Annotated in this window: 21 protein-coding genes; 7 read left to right on the top strand and 14 right to left on the bottom strand. The window is 28.3% G+C overall.

All coding sequences use genetic code 11. The features are described 5' to 3' along the window. Positions 1 to 41 precede the first annotated feature (41 nt). The gene (locus HMPREF9309_RS03380) at positions 42 to 3,446 is read right to left on the bottom strand and encodes an acyl-[ACP]--phospholipid O-acyltransferase (protein WP_016646519.1); all 3,405 of its coding nucleotides are present in this window, start codon (positions 3,444 to 3,446) and stop codon (positions 42 to 44) included. A 126-nt stretch (positions 3,447 to 3,572) separates the two neighbouring features. On the opposite strand from HMPREF9309_RS03380, the gene HMPREF9309_RS03385 reads away from it, so the two are divergent. Next, positions 3,573 to 4,094, top strand: coding sequence for a hypothetical protein (locus HMPREF9309_RS03385; protein ID WP_016646520.1), 522 nt, complete (start codon positions 3,573 to 3,575; stop codon positions 4,092 to 4,094). Here HMPREF9309_RS03385 and ciaB read toward each other — a convergent pair. Then, positions 4,084 to 5,868, bottom strand: a complete 1,785-nt coding sequence (gene ciaB, locus HMPREF9309_RS03390) for an invasion protein CiaB (protein ID WP_016646521.1) — start codon at positions 5,866 to 5,868, stop codon at positions 4,084 to 4,086. The genes HMPREF9309_RS03385 and ciaB overlap by 11 nt on opposite strands. A 114-nt stretch (positions 5,869 to 5,982) precedes the next feature. On the opposite strand from ciaB, the gene HMPREF9309_RS03395 reads away from it, so the two are divergent. After that, positions 5,983 to 6,393 carry an acyl-CoA thioesterase gene (locus HMPREF9309_RS03395; RefSeq protein ID WP_016646522.1) on the top strand — a complete coding sequence of 137 codons (411 nt, stop codon included), beginning with the start codon at positions 5,983 to 5,985 and terminating at the stop codon, positions 6,391 to 6,393. 72 nt (positions 6,394 to 6,465) lie between these two features. On the opposite strand, the gene HMPREF9309_RS03400 is transcribed toward HMPREF9309_RS03395, so the two are convergent. Beyond that, positions 6,466 to 7,110 carry a ferritin family protein gene (locus HMPREF9309_RS03400; RefSeq protein ID WP_016646523.1) on the bottom strand — a complete coding sequence of 215 codons (645 nt, stop codon included), beginning with the start codon at positions 7,108 to 7,110 and terminating at the stop codon, positions 6,466 to 6,468. Between the two features lie 255 nt (positions 7,111 to 7,365). After that, positions 7,366 to 8,058, bottom strand: coding sequence for a dUTPase (gene dut, locus HMPREF9309_RS03405; RefSeq protein WP_016646524.1), 693 nt, complete (start codon positions 8,056 to 8,058; stop codon positions 7,366 to 7,368). 78 nt (positions 8,059 to 8,136) lie between these two features. Here dut and HMPREF9309_RS03410 point away from each other — a divergent pair, with 78 nt between their 5' ends. After that, entirely contained in the window at positions 8,137 to 8,547 is a 411-nt protein-coding gene (locus tag HMPREF9309_RS03410) for a hypothetical protein (RefSeq protein WP_016646525.1), read from the top strand. Positions 8,548 to 8,563: 16 nt separating this feature from the next. Here HMPREF9309_RS03410 and luxS read toward each other — a convergent pair whose 3' ends face one another. From luxS to HMPREF9309_RS03445, 7 genes are all read right to left on the bottom strand, one after another. Further along, positions 8,564 to 9,058, bottom strand: a complete 495-nt coding sequence (gene luxS, locus HMPREF9309_RS03415; protein WP_016646526.1) for an S-ribosylhomocysteine lyase — start codon at positions 9,056 to 9,058, stop codon at positions 8,564 to 8,566. A gap of 12 nt (positions 9,059 to 9,070) precedes the next feature. Continuing rightward, entirely contained in the window at positions 9,071 to 10,519 is a 1,449-nt protein-coding gene (locus HMPREF9309_RS03420) for a Ppx/GppA phosphatase family protein (protein WP_016646527.1), read from the bottom strand. Further along, entirely contained in the window at positions 10,516 to 11,754 is a 1,239-nt protein-coding gene (locus tag HMPREF9309_RS03425; RefSeq protein ID WP_051115717.1) for a sensor histidine kinase, read from the bottom strand. The genes HMPREF9309_RS03420 and HMPREF9309_RS03425 overlap by 4 nt, the downstream gene beginning before the upstream one ends. 38 nt (positions 11,755 to 11,792) lie before the next feature. Further along, entirely contained in the window at positions 11,793 to 12,464 is a 672-nt protein-coding gene (gene hsrA, locus HMPREF9309_RS03430) for a homeostatic response regulator transcription factor HsrA (RefSeq protein WP_016646529.1), read from the bottom strand. Between the two features lie 78 nt (positions 12,465 to 12,542). Then, positions 12,543 to 12,860 carry a dihydroneopterin aldolase gene (locus HMPREF9309_RS03435; RefSeq protein WP_016646530.1) on the bottom strand — a complete coding sequence of 106 codons (318 nt, stop codon included), beginning with the start codon at positions 12,858 to 12,860 and terminating at the stop codon, positions 12,543 to 12,545. Then, entirely contained in the window at positions 12,857 to 13,456 is a 600-nt protein-coding gene (gene plsY, locus HMPREF9309_RS03440) for a glycerol-3-phosphate 1-O-acyltransferase PlsY (protein WP_196799673.1), read from the bottom strand. Before plsY ends, HMPREF9309_RS03435 begins: the two co-directional genes overlap by 4 nt. Positions 13,457 to 13,541: 85 nt before the next feature. Beyond that, the gene (locus HMPREF9309_RS03445) at positions 13,542 to 15,791 is read right to left on the bottom strand and encodes a helicase HerA domain-containing protein (protein ID WP_016646532.1); all 2,250 of its coding nucleotides are present in this window, start codon (positions 15,789 to 15,791) and stop codon (positions 13,542 to 13,544) included. 103 nt (positions 15,792 to 15,894) lie between these two features. On the opposite strand from HMPREF9309_RS03445, the gene HMPREF9309_RS03450 reads away from it, so the two are divergent. Beyond that, complete coding sequence (locus HMPREF9309_RS03450; protein WP_016646533.1) at positions 15,895 to 16,788, top strand: methylenetetrahydrofolate reductase; 894 nt, start codon at positions 15,895 to 15,897, stop codon at positions 16,786 to 16,788. Positions 16,789 to 16,983: 195 nt separating this feature from the next. Here HMPREF9309_RS03450 and dxr read toward each other — a convergent pair whose 3' ends face one another. Genes dxr through HMPREF9309_RS03465 form a run of 3 tightly spaced genes read right to left on the bottom strand, consistent with a single transcriptional unit; the run spans position 16,984 to position 20,177 of the window. Then, positions 16,984 to 18,060 carry a 1-deoxy-D-xylulose-5-phosphate reductoisomerase gene (gene dxr / locus HMPREF9309_RS03455; protein WP_016646534.1) on the bottom strand — a complete coding sequence of 359 codons (1,077 nt, stop codon included), beginning with the start codon at positions 18,058 to 18,060 and terminating at the stop codon, positions 16,984 to 16,986. Continuing rightward, the gene (locus HMPREF9309_RS03460; RefSeq protein ID WP_016646535.1) at positions 18,054 to 18,809 is read right to left on the bottom strand and encodes a phosphatidate cytidylyltransferase; all 756 of its coding nucleotides are present in this window, start codon (positions 18,807 to 18,809) and stop codon (positions 18,054 to 18,056) included. The genes dxr and HMPREF9309_RS03460 overlap by 7 nt, the downstream gene beginning before the upstream one ends. A gap of 51 nt (positions 18,810 to 18,860) precedes the next feature. Beyond that, positions 18,861 to 20,177, bottom strand: a complete 1,317-nt coding sequence (locus tag HMPREF9309_RS03465) for an NFACT RNA binding domain-containing protein (protein ID WP_016646536.1) — start codon at positions 20,175 to 20,177, stop codon at positions 18,861 to 18,863. A 68-nt stretch (positions 20,178 to 20,245) separates the two neighbouring features. Between HMPREF9309_RS03465 and leuC the strand changes: the two genes are divergently transcribed. From leuC to HMPREF9309_RS03480, 3 genes are read left to right on the top strand one after another with little or no spacing between them, the layout of a single operon-like run. Further along, positions 20,246 to 21,511, top strand: a complete 1,266-nt coding sequence (gene leuC / locus HMPREF9309_RS03470) for a 3-isopropylmalate dehydratase large subunit (RefSeq protein ID WP_016646537.1) — start codon at positions 20,246 to 20,248, stop codon at positions 21,509 to 21,511. 9 nt (positions 21,512 to 21,520) lie between these two features. Next, positions 21,521 to 22,084, top strand: a complete 564-nt coding sequence (locus HMPREF9309_RS03475) for a molybdenum cofactor guanylyltransferase (RefSeq protein ID WP_016646538.1) — start codon at positions 21,521 to 21,523, stop codon at positions 22,082 to 22,084. Continuing rightward, positions 22,081 to 23,139, top strand: coding sequence for a phospholipase A (locus tag HMPREF9309_RS03480; protein ID WP_016646539.1), 1,059 nt, complete (start codon positions 22,081 to 22,083; stop codon positions 23,137 to 23,139). Before HMPREF9309_RS03475 ends, HMPREF9309_RS03480 begins: the two co-directional genes overlap by 4 nt. The last annotated feature ends 13 nt before the right edge of the window (positions 23,140 to 23,152 follow it).

Raw genomic sequence — 23,152 nt, forward strand, 5'->3', positions numbered from 1 at the left:
TTGCCCTCATCTTTACAAATTTACTCTTTTATTTTTATATCTTAATCTTGCTTATCAAGTTGTAAGGCTAAATCTTTAGCGCCTTTAAAATTTACCTTTCCTGTTCCTAGGACTGGAATTTTTTCTACTTTATGGATAACACTTGGTCTCATAAGAGCATTTAGATGTGAGTCTTTTATTAACTCTTTTATTTCATCAATACTTTTTTCGCCCTCATAAAGTAAAACTATCTTTTCGCCTTTTTTATCATCTTTTAAATTTGTAACACTTATAATATCATCATCGCACAATACTTCGTGAAGCGCATTTTCAACCATTGAAAGACTTATCATCTCACCACCAAGTTTTGCAAAACGAGATATTCTATCTGTTATATATATAAAATAATCTTGATCTAAGTATCCTATATCGCCTGTTTTGTAGTATTTTATCCCATCTATTTCAACTAAAACATTGCTAGTTTTTTTAAAGTAGCCTTTCATAACTTGATGTCCGCTTACTAAAATAAGACCGTTTTCATAATCTTCAAGCTCTTTTAGGGTATCTGGATCTACTATCTTTACAATAGTTCCATTTAGTGGCATTCCAACACTTCCTTTTTTGTTAAAAATTTGCACTTTTCCATCTTTTATCTCATTTGGCAAATTTACACTAATTACAGGTGAAGTTTCTGTTGTGCCATAACCTTCTAAAATTTCTTTATCAAATTTTTCTTCAAATTCACTTTTTGTATTTAAATTTAGTTTCTCGCCACCTGCTACTGCGTATTTAATACTTTCAAACATCTCTTTTGTTACTTTTTTATTTTTAGTATAAAGTCTAAAAAATGTAGATGTGCCAAATATAACTTCTGCTTTATGTTTTTGAAGCATTGTACCAAGAGTAAATCCATCCGTTGGATCAGCTACAAAAACGCTTTTTAAATTTGAATAAAGTGGATAAAGCGTAGTTAAAGTAAGTCCAAAAGAGTGAAAAACAGGAAGACTTGAAAGCATGACTTCGATATTTGCTCTTCCTAAAAGATCACTTACTTGAACGATATTTGTAAGTAAATTTTTATGCGTTAAAACTATACCTTTTGGCTCGCCTTCGCTTCCACTGCTATAAATAATTGCTGCTGTGTCATCTAAGTTTGCTTTTTTAAAATATAATTTTTCAATTAAAATTTTAGGTAGAATTACTTTAGCAATAGCTCTTATTTTATCAAATTTTGTAATTTTTAAATCTTCTAAATAAAAGAATTTCTGTATTATTTGTGCGTTAAAATTTATCTCTCTTACATTTAATTTTTCTATAAATTTTTTTGAAGTTAAAATGGTTTTAATGCCTGCATTTTCTAAACAATTTTGCAAAGAGTTTGTGTTTGATGTGTAGTTTAAATTTACAATTACTTTTTTTTGTGTAAGAAGTGTAAGGTTGATTATCGCACAAGCATTTGATGATGGAAGTAAAATTCCTATATTTTCTTCATCTTTTAAGTTAAGTTTTTTTGCAAACAAAAGCACTCCAACAAGTACTTTGAAATTTGATAAAGTTTTAGCACTAAAATCAACCATGGAAGCATGAAACGGAGTTCTTTTTGCCCATTTTAGCCATTCATATTGAAGTGGCTTTTGTAAATCTAGATAATCCCCAAGGTTAAAATAAGATAGTTTTATAACCTCTTTTTTTAGATTGCTTGGTGAAATTTGTGAGTCTAGGGGCTGGCTAAAAGCTATATTTAAAACTCTTCTTTTAAATGTTTTTTTCTTATAACTAATATCAGCTCTTGAAAAAAATGAACCCCAAAAACCTCTTATATGAAAAGCAACTATTTTAGCACCTGTATCTTTTATGGCAAGCATATAGCCTTTTTTAAAAACATTTAAATTTGAGTTTTGAGTTATGTGACCTTCTACAAACATTGCCACAACTTCGCCATTTTTAAGTGCGGTTTGTATTTGGTTCATAGCATGTTTATTTGTGCCTTTTCCAACTCTTATAACATCAAAAGTATTAAAAAACCACTTTAAATGGAGTTTTTCATAAAAACTTACATGCATTACAAATTTAATTTTTCTATTAACTGCAATTTGTATTAATGCCCAATCTATAAAGCTTAGATGGTTTCCAAGCATTAAAACTCCACCATTTTGTGGTATCTCACCTTTAATTCTTACTTTATAAAAAAGTTTAAAAAATGGCATTACAAAAAGTCTTAAAGTTAAATTTGGTAGAATAAAAAATGAAATTATTGAACAAATTAGCGCACTCAAACTTGCTAAATAAAAAATATTTTTTGAGTTTATACTAAAATATGCGCAAAATATCGCTAAAAATAAAAACATAACCATAAAAATGTTTTGTATAAAGTTGCTTCCTGCCATTATCTTACCTGCATTTTCCTTTCCTGCATTTAGTTGAATATTTGCATTTAAAGGGATTATAAAAGCCCCACCCATAAAACCAAATAAAATAGCTGTTAAAAACATTAAAAAGATAGAATTTACACTTGCAAAAAGCACAAGCATAACAAAAAGTCCAAAAGATGAGATGCAAACTATCCCAAGTTCTACTCTTTTTTTAGATAAATAACCTGAAAACAGTGCTCCAAAAACTATCCCAATTGTACTACTTGCTAAAATTATTTGAATTATTGCAACATTATCATCTATTATATCTTTATAATGTCTTGGAAAAACTGCTATTATAAGCTGAGCCAATGCCCAAAAAACAGAAATTCCAAGCACGCTTAATAAGATGTTTTTGTTTTTAAAAATTAGCGTTAAATTTTCTTTTAGATACCCAAAAGTTATATATTTTTTAATTTTAAACTCACTTGTCTTATCGCCAGCTTCAAAATATGGAATTTTAAATGCAAAATATGTTTCTAAACAGGTGAAAATAAATAAAATTACTCCTATAAACCAAACAGAACTCATCATCTTTCCTGGACTATCAGCAATAACTACAAATTTTTCAAAAATTATAGAAAAAATTAAAGATGAGAGTAAAATAGCGATAATTGTGGCAGATTCCACTACGCTATTTGCTAAGGCAATATTTTCTTTTTTTGCAATTTGTTTTATAAGTGCATATTTAGCAGTAGAAAAAATCGCACTTTGAACAGCTAAAAGCAAAGTCATAAAAAATGCAAAATAAAACCAACCTTTAAAATAGGCAATTGTTATTAAAAATGTAAAAATTATAGTAACAGCTGCTGCAACTCTTGAAATTTGAGTACGCGAAAATTTATCATTTAAAAATCCAGATATTGAAAATAGTGAAATATAAGGAAGTAAAATGAGCAAATTGACAATCGCAGTAAGAGCTATTAAAATATCACCTGAATAGCTTTTAACTAAGATATTTTGAATGGTAATTTTGTGCCCTAGATCAACTACTGCATTTATAAAAAGAACTACAATAAAAGGCAAAAAGCCTGTTATGTTAAAAAGTTTTCGCATATCTTTCCTAGCATTTTTTATATAAAAATTATTTTCATTTGTGAATTTAAGATTTTAGCGAAATTAATGAAATAAATTAAGAAAATTTGATAAAATAGTCAAAATTTATAAAATTTAAGGAAAAAAATGGAAGTAATAATTACAAATAAAGATGTTGGAAATTTAAGAAAATTTATGATACTCCACAGTAAAAAAGCAAAAAGACAAAAAATGATGAGCTTTTATGCTGTGCCATTTGAGTTTATTGTTGTTGGTCTTATTTTAGATGGTCTTTTAAAAACAGTTCCTATTTTAAGTTTAACTTCTTTGGTTTTGGCTATTTTATGGTTAGTATTTTTTCCAAAATATTATAGAAAAATTTGCAATAAAGAGCTTATTAAGTCAGATAATTTACCAGAATCTAAAATAAAAATGAAATTTAATGTAGATGAGAATAATATAACTTTTTCAAACGATGAAAAACCAAAGCCAAGTGAAATTTTTAGCTTAAACTCACTTGATAAGATAGCAAAAACTAAGGAAAATTATTTTATCTCATTTAAAGAGGGTCATCACATCGTGCTTCCACTAAGTGATGAGACCACAGAAAAAATAAATGAGATAAAATCTCGCTTTTCAAAAGGTGATATTGAAGAAGTTACTCTTTAACTTCTGAAATTTCGTTGCCAATTTGTTTATAAAGATCAAAGTAGTAGATAACAAACTCTTTTGCATCTTTGCAAATTGGCAAATAGCTTGATTTATAAGGTATGCAAAATTTTGATAAAAACTTATTTGCATCTTCTTTTTCATCATATATTTTTGCTAAATTTTCATAGTTTTTTATACAAAGGTCTTTAAAATCACTATATTTTTCTAAATTAACTTTTAGCTTTTTACCATCAAATTTTAAAGCTTTACTTTCAAAAAGAAGAGTTAGGTGAATTAAACCTTCGCAATAATATGCTTTAACAGGGTCATTTTCCATCCATGAGATAAGTCCAACGCTTCTTTTTATAAGTTCGGCAAAAACTGGAAGTTTTAACTCTTCAATCTCATTATCAAAAAATGCTATAAGCCCACCAGTTGTGGCTTTATACTCTTCTACAAATTTAAAAACTCCACTTTTATTCATTGAAGTTTCACTATCTTCATCTATAAATAAAATATGTCCAAACTCATGCCCTATAGTGCTTACTCCATAAACTTGACGCCAAATTTCTTTTTTGTTAAATAAAATATCGCGTGTGTAGTCTAAAAACTCTTTTTCAAAAATTTCATCATTTATTTTCATAAAAGGTTTTGCCTTTGTGCTTTCATAAACATGATCTACAAAAGCAAATATTTTTTTGCCTGAGTTTGCACTTACAAACTCATCATTTGGCACAACTTGTGCGCTAAAAAGCCCTTCTAAATCAGCTCCATAATAAATCATTGGAGTTGAGATGTAAAGTTGTGTTTTATCTATGTTTGAATTAACAATAGAGTGCATTATTTCGTTATTTGAGCCAATATTTTTATAAACATTATCAAAGCTAGTTTTAACTGATTTTTTTATCTCTTTTTCATCATAAGTAGTTTCTTCTTTTAGTCTTATGTCCCATTCTAAGGCAACTGCATGAGTGTAAAAGTCTTCATAGTATTCAAGTGGATGACCAATTTGAAGATGTGATTTTGTATCCATCCACGCCATTTCAGCATCTCTCCAAACTTTTATAACTTCACAGTTATTTGTACATGCAAATGCAATTTTTAGTTTTTTAAGATATTCTATATATGCTTTTTCATCACTGTTTATAGCAATAAGAGATAGTGTTTGGATTAAATTTTCAAACTCTTCAATTAGTTTTGGCATATCCAAAAAAGACTCATAATATGTTTTTAAAACAGCACTTGTGTTGTTTTCATTAAAAAATACAACTCCATAAGTTCTATCACAAATATCACCTCTTGGGGTTTTTTGATAAAGTTTGTTTTTTTCTATAAATTTAAATGGATCACTCATTGAGGCAAAAATTTTAGAGTTTTTATCAATTACTAAATGTTGCCACTGTTTTTGAATTTTATTAATAATAAGACCTATTTTATGAACACCACTTATTAAAGCTAGGTTAAATTCGCTTAAAATTTTATTATCAATAGCTTTTAGGATTAAATTTCTATGAGAGTTTTCATGTATTAAAGATACAAAATCATACATTTCATCGCGTATTTTTAAAATTTTATCTTCACTATAATTTTTCTTTTTTAGCTCAGCTAAAAGAGGGTCTGTTTTTAGATCAACAATTCGTCTTAAAACAGCTATTTTTTCAGACTCGCTTCCTTTAAAACCACAAATTTCAAGAGCTTTTTTTACATAGTCATCATCTTGATTTTTATATAAATCGTTTATTATTTTTTGATTTTCATCTGAATATTGTAATAGTTTTTTATAATCATTCATTATCTATCCTTTTAAGTTTATGAAAAATTTTAGCGAAATATAATTAACCAGTATTAAAACAAACTTTAAAAATAGCTGGTAAAATCATAATAAATTTATAACTAAAGGAAATTTATGGATTTAAAAAATATGGGAGAGCCAAAGATAAAAATAGTTGCAATGCCAAGAGACACAAATCCTGCTGGAAATATATTTGGCGGATGGATACTAGCTCAAATAGATAAAGCCGGGGCAGTTGCAGCAAGGGAAGTTGCACCAATTAGAGTTGTAACTATCTCATTTAAAGAAGTTATTTTTAAAGAACCTGTTTTTGTTGGAGACTTAGTCAGTTGCTATGCAAAAATCATAGGAGTTGGAAAAACATCTATAAGGGTAAAAGTTGATGTTATAGTTCAAAGACTAAATGAAGATAATAAAGTTGTTAAAATACCAGTAACAAGTGCAGAAGTAACCTATGTAAGCGTTGATAGGGCAGGGAACAAAAGAGTTATTGATGAGGATTTAAAAAAGCTTTGTGGATTTTAAATTTAATTAAGGTAAAAAAGAGAAAATTTAGGAGAAGTATTTTCTCCTAAATGTTATTATAAATTTTTGATTTTACCCTAAAAATTCTCTTTTAAAATACTCTTTTGGAGCTTTACATAAAGGACAGGCACCAGGAGCTTTTTTGCCACGATGAACATGACCGCAAACTTCACAAACCCAAACATCTTCTTCCCCGCTTTCAAAAAAGCCTTCATTTTCAAGCATTTTTTTGAGTTCTAAATACTCTCTTTCGTGCTCAACTTCAACTTTTGCAATAGCTTTAAAAAGTCTTGCAACATCTTTTTTTCCTTCATCTTCAGCTATTTTTGCAAAATCTGGATACATCTCTTCGTGTTCAAATCTCTCTCCAGCTGCTGCATCAAGTAAGTTTTTATCCATTTTATCAAGAGGTATATTAGCCATTTCATGATGTTTTTTAAGCTCAGCTCTTGCATGCCATTTTTCATTTTCAGCTGCTTCATAAAAATGCTTTGCGATAGCGTGATATCCAGCTTCTTTAGCCAAATCTCCATATAAATCATATTTATTTCTAGCCATTGACTCACCGGCAAATGCTTTCATCAAATTTACAGAAGTTAAATCAGTTGTTATGCATTCCATCTCTTCGCCGCAGCATACTAGTTTTCCGCCGCCAACTTTTTGAACTTCAACTTCATTACCACATTTATGGCATTTGTAAGTTTCGTATTGTCTCATCATTAAACCTTTCATTATCAAAATCAACAGATTTTATCATATTAAAAAAAATTTGTCAATAATAAAATTTATTGATACTAAGTATCAAACAAAATATTAAAAGTAGTTTGAAATATCAAGTAAATTCTAAGTTTTAAGAAATTTGATATTTGTGATTTTATATTATTTTTGTGTAAAAGATGTGCGAACACATCTTTTTTGTATTTTGTAGTTTTTATAACTATGTATTCAAAATTTATATATTGTTTTTAAAATTTATTTTTTGATTTTTTTATAATTTTCATCAAGTTTTTTATAAATTTCATCCATATTTATAATGCCTGAGTTTAAAATTTGACTTAATACTTCGTTATCTTCTTTGCCATTCCAAATTTTTACATAAGTTCCGTTTTGATATCCATGATCTTGTCTAAATTTGTTTAACACATTTTTGCCAACATATTTTTTGAAAAGCTCATTTAAATTTAAGCCGCATTTAAGTGAAAGTCTAAAAAAGTTAGTTAAAAGCTCATGAATTTTAAGCTCAAAACCACTGCATTCATGTATTATGATCTCAATATCGTTAATAATTTCATATAAATTATACTCGCTCATGCTATAAGCTTCAAGTGTAAAATCCCTAAATCCACTAACTGAAATAATATCTTTTACAATATCATCAATGTTTTTATTAGGATATGCTTTTTCTAATACTAAGCTCATTATAAAATGCCAAATATCAGTTAGTTCAATCTTTATATTTTCACTATTTGCTTTTTGGTTTATGCTTTTCCAGTGTTTCCATGAAAAGCTATCGATTAGTTCAGCACACTCCATATAAATACATCTTTTCCAATTTATGAGTTTGCCATTTTGTGCGGTTCCTTCTTCCCATTTTTTGCCATTTGTTTCATCATTTAGTCGTTGTTGCATTAAAAACATCTGTTTTAGAATTTCTACATTTTCCATTAAATTTCCTTAATATTTTCATTAAATTATACAAAAAATTTGCTATTATTTAGTAAATTTATAAAAAAGGCAAAAAAGTTGTATGAAGAAATAGATAAATTTGTAAAAAAAATGCACCTTTTATCTTTTTGCGTGAGTTTTGATAATAAGCCATATTGCGCAAGTGCATTTTATGCTTATGATGAAAAAAATTCAAGTTTAATTTTTGCTTCAGATGAAAAAACAAACCATATTCAAATGGCTTTAAAAAATCCAATTCTCTCAGGAATAATACATCTTGATACAAAAATAGTTGGAAATATTAAAGGCATTCAGCTTTTAGGCGAGTTTAAAAAGGCTAATGAAGAGCAAAAAAAAATTTATTTTAAAAGATTTCCTTATGCGCTTGCTTTAAAACCAAGTATTTGGTGTATGGAAATTTCGTGGGCGAAATTTACAAATAACAAGGCTATTTTTGGTAAGAAATTAATTTGGGAAAAAGCAAAATAAATGCTTTTTCCTTAGTTTATATATCTTTTAAAGCAATTTCATCATTGTTTATAATACAAATTCCTTTATTTAGAACATTTTGAGCTATTTCTTTAGCTTCTTTTAAACTATGCATAGAAGCAGTTCCACACTGATAAATGTTAAGTTCTGGGATATCACTTTGTGAAGCTACATTTAAAACATCTTTCATTGAGTTTTCCCAAGCTTTTATAACTTTATCAATATTTGGACTTCCTATTAAACTCATGTAAAAACCAGTTCTACAGCCCATTGGTGAAATATCTATTATCTCAACATCTTTACTATTTAGGTGTTCTCTCATAAAGCCTGCAAAAAGATGTTCTAATGTATGCGTTCCAGCCTCGCTCATAATCTCTTTATTTGGCAGGCAAAATCTTAAATCATAAACACTTATAATATCTCCTTTTGGGGTTTTCATGGTTTTGGCAAGTCTTACTCCTGGAGCTTTCATTTTTGTATGATCAACTTTAAAACTATCAAGTAGTGGCATTTTTATTCCTTTTTAATTAAATGTAATTGCAAAAATTCCTGGTTTTTGCATTTTTTTAATAGTGTCTTTTATATATTCATCTTCTTTTAACCCATAAATTTCAAGCGTTTTATTTTTGTAGCTAAGGCTTACATTTTTTATATCACTATAGTCTAAAATCGTAGCTAGTTTTAAAATAAAACTTAGCCAAATAACTGAGTTTTCATCAGGCAATAACTCTTTTAATTCTTCATATTCAATCTGGCTTATTACTCTTTTGCCATTTTGTTTTATTATCGTTGCAATTAGGGCTTTTTCTTTATGTGTATAGCCATAATTAAGTGCGTTTAAGATAATAAAATTAGCATTTAAATGCTTTGAGTAAAAACCTATTTTTCTTCCAATGTCGGCGAGTTTTGAGGCTGCTAAAAGATCATTTATATAAATTTCACTAACTTTATGAAGTGGTTTTAGGGTATAAAAAAGCTCTTTTGAAAATTTAGTTATATTTGGACGATTTTGAGTTATAAACCTATCTTGCAAGCTTTTTAAAGATGGATTAAAATTTCCAGGAAATTTTGCATTTTTGCCTATTAAATTTGTTAAAAAAACTCCCTCTCTAACACCAACTCCACTTGTAATTATCTCTTTTGCTTTTAGAATATCAGCAACTTTTTTGAAAATATAAGCTCCACCTCTTATCGTATCAAAACGATCTTTTTTTATAAAAAAGTTTCCCAAATCTGATATTTTTGAAGAATAAATTTTTTCTATAAAGCCTTTTTCTTTTTCATAATTATAAGAAAAGCCATGAACCATTTTTAAAGGATAGTTTCTTCTTTGGATAATTGCATTTGAAATGGCTCTTAAACTTCCTCCAATTGAGATAATTGTATTGTTTTGAAAATCTTTAGAAATTTTATCTGTTAGTTCTTTAACAAACTCATCAAGTCCATTTAAATTTTCTTTATCATAAAAAAGCTCTTTTAATCTTACAGTTCCTAAATTTAAAGAAAATGTTTTTACAACTTTTCCATTTTCTATTTTAGCAAGTTCTGTAGATCCTCCACCAATATCAACAGTTGTTGCATTATTTGGGTATTTTACAAGTCTTGCTGCTCCAAAACCGCCATAATATGCTTCCATATCGCCATCTACAACTTTTAGGTTAATACCAAGTTTTTTAACCATATTTATAAACTCATTTGCATTTTTTGCATCTCTTAAAGCTGATGTTCCAACGGCTAGAATTTTTTGAATTTTATATCTATTTAGTATCTTTCTAAACTCCACAAAAGCGCCAAAGCACTTTTTCATAGCATCTTCTTGGATAATTCCACTATGCTCATAAGCTCTTTCACCAAGTCTTACTTTCATTTTGTATTCACCAAGTATGTAAAATCCAAGCCTACTAGTTCTTCCAAAAATTACCATTCTTGCTGAGTTTGAGCCAAGGTCAATAACTGCTACTTTTTTCGTCATTTAAAAGCCTTATTTAATTTTTTACTTGTTTTTGAAATTGGAATTTTAATAGTTGCAATGACTCCTTTTTGATCATTTCTATTTTTAAGTGAAATTTGGGCATTCATCGCATCGGCTGCACCTTTTGCTAAAAATAATCCAAGTCCAGCACCGCTTTTATTACCACTTCGTTTAAATGGCGCAAAAAGATCTAAGCTTTCATCTATTCCAATTCCCTCATCAACAACATCAAGTTTAAAATAATCATCCAAAATAGTGCTTTTTATGATAATAGCTGAGTTTTGCGGTGAAAATTTAATAGCATTTTGAATGAAATTTTGGATAATATGTAAAAATAAATTTGGTTGAATACTCATAAAAAACTCATCTGGTTTTAATTTTGTAATTATTGCCTTATCTTTTGATTGTGCTAGTATCTTAAAATTTAAACAAGTTTCATTTATAAGTTTTATAATATCAATTTCAACAGGCTTTTCAAATTGCGCACCTTCTTGCCTGCCAATTTCTAAAATTGAGCTTATCATTTTATTCATATTATCAATTGAAATATTATTATTTTTTAAAGCTTCTATATATTTTTCATTTTCCCTTGGCTTTAAAAGAGTAACTTCATTTTTAGTTTTCATAACTGCAAGTGGAGTTTTTAACTCATGCGCAATGCCTATAAAAAGTTCTTTTTGATATCCTATAAAAGTGTGAATTCTATCAATAAGCCTATTTATACCCATTCCAAGGGGCTTAAATTCTAGTGGAATTTCATTTTCATCTATGTGATCAAGTGCTATTTCATTAAGTTTTGAAAGCTTGGCTGAAAGAAGCTTAATAGGAATTAAAAGAGATCTTGATAAAAATAGAGCAAAAAACAAAATTAAAAATATCATGGTTGCATTTATAATAATAATATCAGTTAATACTTGAGAAACTAATTTGTTATAAAAAGTTGTGTCTGTATCAAGTATGATGATGCTATTTTTATAGGGATATTCGAGCATAAGAGATGATTTTTCTTCTGTTTTTATGCTTGTATATTTTGGCTTTTTTAGATTTTTTTCATTTTGAATTATTTTTGCATTTATTGGCGTGTGACCAAGCTCTTTTATATAAAAGTTAAAACTATTAGTTATATTTTGAGATGATAGTTTTATAGCTTCTTGGTTTAAAACCTGCACCACTGTTTCAAAAATATTTATTTTTATATAGTGGTAAAGCATAGTTGAAAATATTAAAATTAGCATCGAAGAACCCGATGCTAACTGAATGATAAATTTAGTTCTTAAACTTTTTTGGGAAAGCAAAATCTATATCCGCGTCTTCTTACAGTTTCTATTGTTGATATATTTAAAGGTTTATCCATTTTTTGTCTAATTTGATTTATTGCTACTTCAATCACATTTGGAGTAACAAGTTCTGGTTCTTCCCAAATCGCATCAAGGAGTTGTTCTTTTGAGACTATTTGATCACTATGTCTTGCAAGATGAGTTAAAACCTCAAATGGTTTTCCTTTTAATTCTACTTCTTGATCTTTATAAATTATTTTTTCCTCATCTGGATCTATTGTAAGTTCGCCTATTTGGATTACATTTGTACCGCCAAATCTAAGTTGAACTTCAATTCTAGCTAGCAAAATATCAAAATCAAATGGTTTTTTTATATAATCACTTGCTCCTGCTTTTAATGCTTTTATTTCGCTTTCTTTATCTTCTTTTGCTGATAGCATTACAACTGCAGTTCTAGGACATTTTTGTTTTATAATGTTGATAAGATCAATTCCATCTCCATCAGGAAGCATCCAGTCTGCTAGAACTAAATCATAGTTTCTTATGCCGATATAATACTCAGCATCTTTGAAGTTTTCAGCACAGTCTGCTTGATAACCAAATTCTTGCAAACCTTCGGCAATTGTTTTATTTAGAGTAACTTCATCTTCTACTATCAAAATTCTCATTATACTTTCCTTAATTTTAAAATTATTTCAGTGATTATAACAGAATTTAAGCTTAAATTCAAGTTTTTTAAAAATATCTTAAAAAATTTCTTCTATCATTGCCCCAACATCTGCATTTTGTAAAATTTCTTTTTTTATAATTTTCATAGAAAAATAATTTATTGTTGGATATTTTTTTTTAAAAAAATCACAAAAATAATTTAAGGCATCTTCAACTTTTACAAATTTATTTTTATTAAACTCATTTTCTATAATTTCACAAACTAGCGCATAGTCGATAAACTCATGAGCTTGAAATTTTGCATCTATTTTTATCTTTTGAGCTTTTGTTCGCTCAAACTCAAGCATTCCAATAATTGTTTTAAACTCTAAATTTTCAATTAAAACAGTTATCATAAAACCTGTTTTTCCTCTTTAAAAATAAGTCTTTTAATATTTGGAATGTGTTTATAAAATACGATAAAAACAATTATTATGATTGGTGCGTGTGTGTTTATCGGTAAAATTTGTGGATGTATTATTAGTGAAAGAATTAAAAAAGTAAAAATTCCACTAAGTGATGCAATGGATGAAACTTTTATAAATTTTCCTACCAAAAACCAAACAATTAAAGATAAAGCAACCTCAATTGGTAAGAATGCTGCAAAAACTCCATAGCTTGTTGCCACGCCTTTTCCACCTTCAAATTTTAAAAACGCACTAAAACAATGCCCCAACACAGCCATTACTGCCATCATCCATAAAACATTTTCATCAATTCCTGCAAATTTAGCAATAATAATAGGCAAAAAGCCTTTTAATACATCGCAAATTATTGTAATAATTGCTATTTTTTTTGCATTTTTTAAATCAATATTTTTTAAAACTCTATAAACATTTGTTGCTCCAATGCTTTTGCTTCCTTCTTTTGTAATATCCACACTATAAAGAGACTTTACGATAATAACTCCAAATGGAATTGAAGCTATTAAATAAGCAGCCAAATAAAGCATAATATTTGGATTTGTTAAGAAATTTATTAATCCGTTCACTGTTTTTCCTTTAAATTTTTAAGCCTAAAATTTTATCAAAACTATTTTAACTTTTCCATAAAAGAGCTATTTTTTCATCAAAAATATCAGTTTTTCTAGCTGAAATTTCAGTTGTTTTAATATCTAAATTTTTTAAATTATACTTCTCTCTTAGCTCTTTTAATTTCGCACTTTCTTCCAATACAAGCTCATTTAATCTATTTTCAAGTGCCTCAAGCGCATCTTTTGCAAGTGCGACATCTTTTCTTTCATTTAAAACTCTATTTGCACTTTTTGAACTCGTTAAAACTTTTGAAGCATTTGTTTTTGTAAGAGTTTTATTTCCTAAAAACATACCTAAAATGGCACCTCCGATACTAATAGCTGCGTTGATTCCACTTGATTTGACATCTGATTTTTCTTTATCAAGCTTAATTTGAGCTTTTTGAATTTGAGCTTCTAATTTTTCTTTTTCTGCTTTAAATTTAGCTTCAAATTTGGAAGTTTCATCTTCTAAAATTTCATTACATTTATCATTTATTCTTATTAAAAAATCGCTTTTTTCTTCATTTGGTTTTGAAATTTCACCAAGAGCCTCAAAAAGTGTGAGTTTAATATTTCTAAAAATATAATCTTTAAAATCTCTTGCTTCTTTACTTAAATCTTTATTTGATGCTATAAATGAAGGAAGTGGCTCAAACTCGCTATCTTCTTTTACTGTTTTACTTAAAATTTGATTAAAATTAAAGGCGTTTTCCCACTTTATTTCATCACTGACAAGTGGTATTGCTAAATTTAAATCTTTTTGGTATTCAAAATCTTTTGTTTTGTATATTACTTTTGCACTTGCTAAAAGATGTGGTATTAAATTTGATGAGTTTTCATAATAAAAATACTCATCAATATTTGGTGAAACTACAGGTTTTGTTTTTGATAATGTTAAATTTAATGGTTTGAAATTTTCTTTTTTATCAGCCATTAAATTTGAAATTTGATCACTACTTAATGGGCCTTTTAGATAACTTAATGCAAATCTTGAAGAAATTATTTCTAAATTTGATTCATTTATATTTTTAACTAAAAAACTTCTTTTTTTAAGATTTGAAATTTGCTCCAACAATTTATTTTTATCACTTTCTCCAACGCCAGTTAGCCCGCTTATTACTCTGTTTTTATCCTGAGCTGTTTGAAGTCTTCCAATAAACCAAGTGCCTATGTTAGAAAGACCTTTGTAGTCTAGATCTATTGGGTTTTGCGTTGATAAAACACATCCAATACCAAAAGCTCTTGCTTGTTTTAAAAGTGTTAGCATTGGTGTTTTTGATGGAGGGTTTGAAGTTGGTGGGAAAAAGCCAAAAATTTCATCCATATATAAAATCATTCTTAAACTACTTGTGCCATCAGTTGTTCGCATCCATCTTATGATTTCATTTAAAAGCAAGGTTACAAAAAACATTCTTTCATCATCATTTAGATGTGAAATTGTAAAGATATTGCATCTTGCTTTTCCACTATCATTAAAAAGCATTTTTGAAATATCAAGTTTTTCGCCTTTGCACCACTGTGAAAATGACGGACTTGCGATTAAGGAGTTTAGCTTCATCGCAAATTCCATTCTTTTATTTGCCGGATAAAGAGTTTCTACATCAAAAACTCCAAGCTTTAAAAATGGCGGAGTTACTATTTGATGAATTAAATCTGCAATACTTAAATTTATATTTTTTTTGAAATTTTCTAAAAATATATTTTGTAAAAAAAGCTCTTTTGAATTGTCATTTTCTCCTATTAGCGATAATACTGAGTTTGATAAAGACAGTGTGTATTCATTTAGGCTTTCTTCATCTAAATTTAGAGGTGCTTCAAAATTACTTAAAAGACTTACACCAAGTCCAGAGCTACTTTTTGGAGTAAATATCTTAAACTCAGCACTGTTTTTTAATAAATTTACTCTATCTAAACTTTGAAATGACCCCTCAATACCATTTTTCCAAATTTCAGCTGTTTTTTCTGCCAACTCTTTTGTTGTCATACCTTTGCTTTTTGCCTCATTTTCATCAATATATGGTAAAAAGTCATCTGCTTGCATTTTTGGAAAAGCAAGAGCTAAATTTGTCATATCGCCTTTTGGATCGATTACAATTGAAGGGATATTATCAATAGCAGCTTCTTCTAAAAGCGTAATTCCAAGACCAGTTTTTCCACTTCCAGTCATTCCAATAATTGCTGCGTGAGTTGTTAAGTCTTTGTTTTTATACAAAAATGGCTCACCGTTTTCTTTAAGTCCTAAATAAAATAATTTTAAATTTTCTTGTAGCATTTTCGCCTCTTTTTAAAAGTTTTTTGTATGATACCATATCAAGGTTTAAGAAAAAGCAAAATTTTAATTTGTTATCATACAAAAAAATAATTTAAGGAAAAATATGTTTTTTGAAAAACTTAAAAACAATGAAAGTGGAATTTTGCTTTATGGACAAACACCACCAAAGCAAAATCATCAAAACTTAGAAAATTTACTTGAACTTAGAAAAAAAAGACTTAACTTGCTTGATGTTGATGGTATCGTTATATATGATCTGCAAGATGAGGGCGATAGAAATGATGAAAAAAGAACTTTTGAGTTTGTAAAAACTATAGATCCGTACGAATATTATAAGTCTTTAGAGCTTAAATTTCCAGGTATTATTTATAAATCAGTAGGAAAATACAGCCAAGATGAGTTTATAAAAAGTTTAAAATTTGATAAAAATATAGCAAATGTTTTTGTTGGAGCTAGTTCAAAAGATCAAAAAATAAAACTTAGTTTAAAAAAAGCTTATGAGATCAAAAAAGAATTTGCAAAAGATATCCCACTTGGTGGAATTTGCATACCTGAAAGACATGAGGCAAAACACAATGAGCACTTAAAAGTGGCAAATAAAACATTAAATGGTTGTGAGTTTTTTATAACTCAAGCGGTTTATAATGCGATAAATGCCAAGAATTTTATAGATGATTATGCAAAATTAAATATAAAAAAAGTTCCCATTATTTTTACTTTCACGCCATGTGGAAGCTTAAAAACACTTGAGTTTATGAAGTGGCTTGGTATTTCAATTCCGCCATTTTTGGAAAATAGGCTAAAAAATAGTATTGATATTTTACAAAGTTCAGTTTCGCTTAGTTTTGAAATGTTTGAGTTTATATATAGATATGCTAAAAATAAAGGCGTTGTTGTTGGGGCAAATGTTGAAAGTATTTCAACTAGAAAAGTTGAAATAGAAGCATCTATTAAGCTATTGCAAGATATAAAAAGAAGTATTGATAGAAAAGTTTGAAAAATCAAGCCCAATTGCTTGATTTTTTTAGATTCTATTTAAAAAATCTATCAAAAAGGTTGAAAATATCAGCTATAACACTTATAAATGTTAAAATTGTTATGGTTGCTGCAATAAGTCTTTATGCTCTTTTTTATGGCTGATTTGAAGATATTTTTTTTGATAATTTAAAATAATCACTTAAATTTTAGAATTTTATACTAATTTTTTAGCAAATTCTCTTACTTTTTTATCCATTTCAAAAATTTCATCCAAATTTAAAGGCTTAAAAGAGGCAAATTTATCTAAACTTTCAAAAATTATTTTTTTAATATCTAAAAATTTGCACTCATTATTTAAAAATTTATTAACATAAATTTCATTTGCAGCATTTATTATCACTCCTAAATCAGGGTTTTTTATAACTTCATCTTTTAGTGAAAAAACTGGATATTTTTCTAAATTAATTTTTTCAAATTTAAGCCCTTTTTCTAAACTCAACAAATCAAAATGCTCTAAAATAGGCTCATTTATCTCATCTAAAACGGCATTTGCAATTGCAAGTTTCATATCTGTTTTTGAGATATGAGCCGTGGTTGAGCCATCAATAAACTCAATTAATGCGTGAATCGTTGAGGTTCTTTCAATGAATGCATCTAAATTTGAAACTTTATAAAGATGAAACGCTTCCATTATTTCAAAAAGTTTATTCATCATAGTTGCACTATCGATTGTTATTTTTGCTCCCATGCTCCAATTTGGATGCTTTAGTGCATCTTTTGGAGTTGCATTTTTAAGCGTATTTAAATTGGTATCTCTAAATGCTCCTCCACTTGCAGTGATTATCATCTTATGAATTTTCATCTCTTTTAGTAGAAATTTAAGCCCAAAATGCTCACTATCAATTGGAATTATTTTTTTTGTATCAAGAAATTTCCCAGCCACAACCAAGCTTTCTTTATTTGCAAGGCATAAAGTTTTATTTAAATTTTGTGTTTTAATACTTGGCTTTAGTCCAGCAAAACCAACAAGGGCGTTTATTATCTTCTTGCTTTTACAGTTTTCAAGCATTTTTAAAAGTCCATTTTCACCAACAAAAACGGTTTTGTGATTTACTGATTTAACTAAACTCTCATCACCAACACAAACAAATTTTGGTTTAAATTTTGAAATTTGTAAATTTAGCAAATCTACATTTTTATTACAGCTTAATGCTTCAACTTCAATGTTAAATTTATTGGCTATAAGAAGCGAATTTACGCCAATTGATCCAGTTGAGCCTAAAACTACCATATATAAATTAAACTCATAGCAATAGCGCCAAAAAAGTAGCTGTCTATTCTATCAAGCATTCCACCATGTCCTGGGAATATCTCACCACTATCTTTAACTCCAGCTTTTCTTTTTAGATAGCTTTCAAACAAATCCCCAAAAATTCCAGCAACAACGATAAAAATAGTTGAAATTAAAGGATTTGGCAGTGTTCCTGCATCCATGAAAAATGCGTAATAAGCCCCACCTACAAATACAGCACAAACTACACCACCAAGAAGTCCTTCAAGTGTTTTGTTAGGCGATGTTTGACAAAAACCGTGTGAGCCAAAAGCTTTGCCGATAAAATATGCACCACTATCTGCACAGGCAATTATCACAAGTAGATAAACAAGGCAAGTAATGCCTAAAACTTGATATATGCTAAACATTATAAATATTGGAGCTAGCGGATAGATAAGCACTTTTAAAGAATTTAAATTTTCACTATTTTTATAGGCTAAAAATGAGCTTGCAACAAGTAAAGTAAGTGCTATAAATTTATAAACATGTGAAAAGCTATTTCCTGAAAAAATTGCAAATATTATAAAAAGTCCAACGCCAAGTGGGATGATAGTTTCATCATCGATTTTATAAAGCTTTAAAGCCTCACTTAAAGATAATGCTAAAACAGCTGCAAATATTAAAAAGTTGAGCAAATACAAGTCTAGCCAAACAAGCACAAGTAGTGCTAAAATGAGTATCCCTGCTGTTTTTAAGCGAGTTTTCATAATGCATCCTTTTGTAGAAATTTTAAACACATTTTATCTAAATTTACTTATTTAAGTCTTTAAAATAGTAATTGTTTTGTAGTTTATGTAATTTACAAATGCTCCATCAACCACTTTTACATTTGCTCTTTTTGTGTAATCAACTTCAAAATTTCCACTATTTTTAACGCTAAAATTAACACAAATTTTTGCTGCTATTTTAATTATTTCATCGCTTAAGTTTTGTTTATTTGTTTTAACTATCACATGAGTTGATGGGATATCTTTTAGATGAAACCAAAAATCATCTTTTTTTGAGTTTTTAAGTAGACTTATATTTCCTTTTTCATTTTTTCCAACAGAGATTTTAAAATCACCTATATAAAAATTTTCTATTATCTCGCTTTCCTTATTTAAAGGAAGTTTTTTACTTTTTTTAGGAAACAAAGCTTCAATTTCATCTAAATTTGAGACATTTTTGACTAATTCTTTCAAATTTTGAAAAAACTCTATTTTTTCATTTAAATTTGCTTTTTCAAATTTAACTCCACTAGCTTTTTGCCTTAGTTTTTTACTCTCATCAAAGAGTCTTTTTGCTTCAAGTTTTGGGCTTTTTTCACATTTAAAAAAAACATCATTTCCGTCAAAATCTTTTAAAACAAACTCTTTTTGAAAATCATTTAAAAGATGTAAGTTTGCTGTTAAAATTTCACCTTTTTTATTCAAATTTATTGATTTTTCAAGTAAATTTTCTTGGCTTTCTAGCTCAGTTAAATTTTTAGTTAAACTATCTATTTTTTTATCTAAAATTGCTATTTTTGAATTTTTTATATCAAAAAGCTTTTTTGAGTTTATTTTTTCAAACTCACTTTTTAAAAACTCATCAAAATTTACAATTATTTGGCTTGGCTTTTCTTTTATTGTGATTTGGCTTAAATGTTTTAAAGTTTTTCCAGGTTTTATTCTTCTATTTGCATTTTCATAATGACTTAAAGCTTCTAGTATATTATCATTTTCATCTGTTATTATGATATTTGTAAATCGCCCTGTAAATTCAAAATATAAATTTGAAACTATCTCTTTGTAGCTTCCACTTTTTTTTGCTTTTATAAAAAGTATTCTATTGTTTTCTAAAACTTCTAAATTTATTAAATTTGACGCATTAAATCTTTTACTTAAAACTACATCAAAAGGTGCTTTATAGCTTTTAAAATGTTTGTAATCATCGTTTTTATAAATAGCTGAGTTTTGCTTATCCATATCAAAAAAAATGGAATTTTGTTTATCAAATTCTATCAAAACAACTCTATCGCCAACTCTTTTTATACTGTTTATTTTTTCAAATTTTTTTAAAAAATCCGCAATTTGCATTAATATTTTATACTTCATAACTCTAATTTTAGCAAAATTTAGATAAAATCTTTCAGTTTAAATAAAAATTAATTAAAAGGGATTTGATGAAACAAACAATTACTGAAAAAATTTTCAGCAATCACGTAGGACATGAGGTAAAAGCTGGGCAAATAATAGATAGTAAAATTGATATGGTTATAGGAAATGATATAACAACACCAATTTCCATAAAAGCTTTTAAAGAAAGCGGTGCAAAAAGCCTTGCGAACCCAGATGGTTTTGCCATTGTTATGGATCACTACATCCCAGCCAAAGATATTTTAAGTGCAAATCAAGCAAAAATTTCAAGAGATTTTGCGTATGAGCATAACTTAAAAAACTATTTTGATGAAAAAGATATGGGAATTGAGCATGCACTTTTGCCTGAAAAAGGACTTGTAATTCCAGGAGATGTGATAATAGGAGCTGACTCTCACACCTGTACTCACGGAGCTTTAGGAGCTTTTGCAACAGGTATGGGAAGTACTGATTTAGCTTATGCGATGATAACTGGAAAAAACTGGTTTAAAGTACCTGAAACAATAAAAATTGTTTTTAAGAAAAAACCTGCACAGTATGTTTATGGAAAAGATTTAATTTTAGAAGTAATTAGACAAATTGGCGTTGATGGAGCACTTTATAAAGCTTTGGAATTTACAGGCGAGAGCGTTCAGTATTTGGATATGGATTCAAGATTTAGTCTTTGTAATATGGCCATAGAAGCAGGCGGAAAAAGCGGTATAATCGCAGTTGATGAAATAACAAAAGAGTTTTTAAAAGATAAAAATTTAAGAGATGAGCCAAAGTATTTTTACTCAGATGAGGGAGCAAATTATACAAAAGTTATAGAAATAGATACCTCAAAGCTAGATCCAGTAATTGCATATCCATTTTTACCAAGTAATGGAAAAAGCGTAAGAGAGGCTGTTAAAGACGATATCGCAATTGATCAAGCTTTTATAGGAAGTTGCACAAATGGAAGATTGAGTGATTTAAGAATTGCAGCAAGTATTTTAAAAGGTAAAAAAGTAGCTCGCAAAACTCGTCTTATAATAACACCAGCTACACAAAAAATAGCCCTACAAGCGCAAAAAGAGGGACTTATTGATATTTTTATACAAGCTGGTGCAGTTGTAAGTAATCCAACCTGTGGAGCTTGTCTTGGTGGATATATGGGAATTTTAGGAGCAGGAGAAAGATGCATCTCTACAACAAATAGAAATTTTGTAGGTAGGATGGGCGATAGAAGTAGCGAGGTTTATCTTGCAAACTCAGCTGTTGCAGCAGCTTCAGCTATAGCTGGAAAAATTGCTGATCCAAGGGATTTATAAAGATTTAAAATGTATGAAAATTGCGTTATTTTAGCTGGTGGGAAAAGCTCTAGAATGGGAAGAGACAAATCACTTTTGCCATTTGAAAATTTTCACACTTTAACGCATTTTCAAGTTTTTAAATTTAGTAAAATCTTTAAAAATGTTTTTGTAAGTTCTAAATTTGATAAATTTAACGGTGAATTTAAACTTATTAAAGATACTTTTGATGATTTTTCGCCAATGGGCGGACTTTACTCAGTTCTATCAAATTTTAAAAATCAAAATGTTTTTATAATAGCTGTTGATATGCCTTTTGTAAAATTTGAAACTATAAATTTACTTTATGAAAACTTAGATAAAAACGAAATTTGCGTTGCAAAAGATAAAGAGCATATTCATAGTTTGTGCGGATTTTACAATTCAAATTTGAGTGATTTAGCCTTGTCTTTATATGAAGAAAACATTCATAAAATAAAAGCTTTATTTCAAAAGTCCAAATTTAAAAGCGTTTTTTTTGATGATGAAAAAGAGTTTTTAAATTTGAACTACTTTAACGAATATGAAAAAGCAATAAAAAAAGGAAATTTATGAAAAAAATAGTCTATTTATCACTAATAGCAACTTTGTCTTTGGCAAATAATTTTAGTGATGAAGTGTATCAAAAATCACTTAAAAAAGCTATGGAGTTTGAAAAAAAGGGTGATTATAAAAATGCAATGCTTGAGTATAAAAAGCTTGCTGAGTTTTCAAAAACACAAAATGAAATTTTACAAAAAGAAGTGGTTAAAGAAAACATTAATACCTTAAATAAATCGCAAGATGAGGCAAAGCCCCACTATGTAGATTTAAATTCTCAAAACCTAGATGAGCCAAAAACTGCTTTAAGCAGTGAAGAAATTACACCTAAAATCTCACAAAAATCAAAATCCTTATATCCAAAAGCAGATGAAGAAAATCCTCAGTGGCTTTATATGTATGAGCTAACTTATGTAGGTTATGCGTATGATTTTGGCAAAAAGCCAGATAGAAAAAAAGGTGAAGCTAAATTTCAAATAAGTTTTCAAAAACCAATTGTTGATGATATTTTAGGTCTTGATGAAACTTGGAGCGTGGCTTATACTCAAAAATCTTTTTGGCAAATTTCACAAGATTCAGCTCCGTTTAGAACAACTGATTATGAGCCTGAAATTTTTGTAACTATACCAACTGATTTCTTAGGGCTTGATTATTTTAGAGTTGGATTTAATCATCACTCAAACGGTGAAGCAGAAGAAACTTCAAGATCTTGGAATAGGATTTTTGCAAGCACTAGCTTTAATTTAGGAAATTTACGCATAACTCCAAGAGTTTGGCACTCATTTACCTTCGATAAAACCAATGATGATATAAGACAGTATTTAGGCTATGGAGATATTAAATTTAACTATGATATTGGAAATCATCACTTAACAGCTTTGTGGAGAAATAACTTAAGATTTGATAAGGAAAACCGCGGAGCGATAGAATTAAATTATTATTTCCCACTTCCATTTTTTAAAGAACTTCACGGATTTGTGCAGTATTTTAGTGGATATGGTGAGAGCTTGATTGATTATAATAAACATGTGGATAAGGTAATGCTAGGCATCGCGTTTTATGAAAACTAAGCTTTAAGGAGGC

It is taken from the genome of Campylobacter ureolyticus ACS-301-V-Sch3b, assembly GCF_000413435.1.
Lineage (GTDB): Bacteria > Campylobacterota > Campylobacteria > Campylobacterales > Campylobacteraceae > Campylobacter_B > Campylobacter_B ureolyticus_A.

Bases quoted from the DNA above. Each gene is read 5' to 3' on its own strand.
- HMPREF9309_RS03460 (WP_016646535.1), bottom strand. From the start codon at position 18,809: ATGAAAACTCGCTTAAAAACAGCAGGGATACTCATTTTAGCACTACTT.
- HMPREF9309_RS03445 (WP_016646532.1), bottom strand. From the start codon at position 15,791: ATGCTACAAGAAAATTTAAAATTATTTTATTTAGGACTTAAAGAAAAC.
- luxS (WP_016646526.1), bottom strand. From the start codon at position 9,058: ATGCCACTACTTGATAGTTTTAAAGTTGATCATACAAAAATGAAAGCT.
- HMPREF9309_RS03475 (WP_016646538.1), top strand. From the start codon at position 21,521: ATGTATGAAAATTGCGTTATTTTAGCTGGTGGGAAAAGCTCTAGAATG.
- HMPREF9309_RS03395 (WP_016646522.1), top strand. From the start codon at position 5,983: ATGGATTTAAAAAATATGGGAGAGCCAAAGATAAAAATAGTTGCAATG.
- ciaB (WP_016646521.1), bottom strand. From the start codon at position 5,868: ATGAATGATTATAAAAAACTATTACAATATTCAGATGAAAATCAAAAA.
- plsY (WP_196799673.1), bottom strand. From the start codon at position 13,456: ATGCTTTATTTGGCTGCTTATTTAATAGCTTCAATTCCATTTGGAGTT.
- HMPREF9309_RS03435 (WP_016646530.1), bottom strand. From the start codon at position 12,860: ATGATAACTGTTTTAATTGAAAATTTAGAGTTTAAAACAATTATTGGA.
- HMPREF9309_RS03380 (WP_016646519.1), bottom strand. From the start codon at position 3,446: ATGCGAAAACTTTTTAACATAACAGGCTTTTTGCCTTTTATTGTAGTT.
- HMPREF9309_RS03425 (WP_051115717.1), bottom strand. From the start codon at position 11,754: ATGCTAATTTTAATATTTTCAACTATGCTTTACCACTATATAAAAATA.
- hsrA (WP_016646529.1), bottom strand. From the start codon at position 12,464: ATGAGAATTTTGATAGTAGAAGATGAAGTTACTCTAAATAAAACAATT.
- HMPREF9309_RS03420 (WP_016646527.1), bottom strand. From the start codon at position 10,519: ATGACGAAAAAAGTAGCAGTTATTGACCTTGGCTCAAACTCAGCAAGA.
- HMPREF9309_RS03480 (WP_016646539.1), top strand. From the start codon at position 22,081: ATGAAAAAAATAGTCTATTTATCACTAATAGCAACTTTGTCTTTGGCA.
- dxr (WP_016646534.1), bottom strand. From the start codon at position 18,060: ATGGTAGTTTTAGGCTCAACTGGATCAATTGGCGTAAATTCGCTTCTT.
- HMPREF9309_RS03400 (WP_016646523.1), bottom strand. From the start codon at position 7,110: ATGAGACAATACGAAACTTACAAATGCCATAAATGTGGTAATGAAGTT.
- HMPREF9309_RS03465 (WP_016646536.1), bottom strand. From the start codon at position 20,177: ATGAAGTATAAAATATTAATGCAAATTGCGGATTTTTTAAAAAAATTT.
- HMPREF9309_RS03385 (WP_016646520.1), top strand. From the start codon at position 3,573: ATGGAAGTAATAATTACAAATAAAGATGTTGGAAATTTAAGAAAATTT.
- leuC (WP_016646537.1), top strand. From the start codon at position 20,246: ATGAAACAAACAATTACTGAAAAAATTTTCAGCAATCACGTAGGACAT.
- dut (WP_016646524.1), bottom strand. From the start codon at position 8,058: ATGGAAAATGTAGAAATTCTAAAACAGATGTTTTTAATGCAACAACGA.
- HMPREF9309_RS03450 (WP_016646533.1), top strand. From the start codon at position 15,895: ATGTTTTTTGAAAAACTTAAAAACAATGAAAGTGGAATTTTGCTTTAT.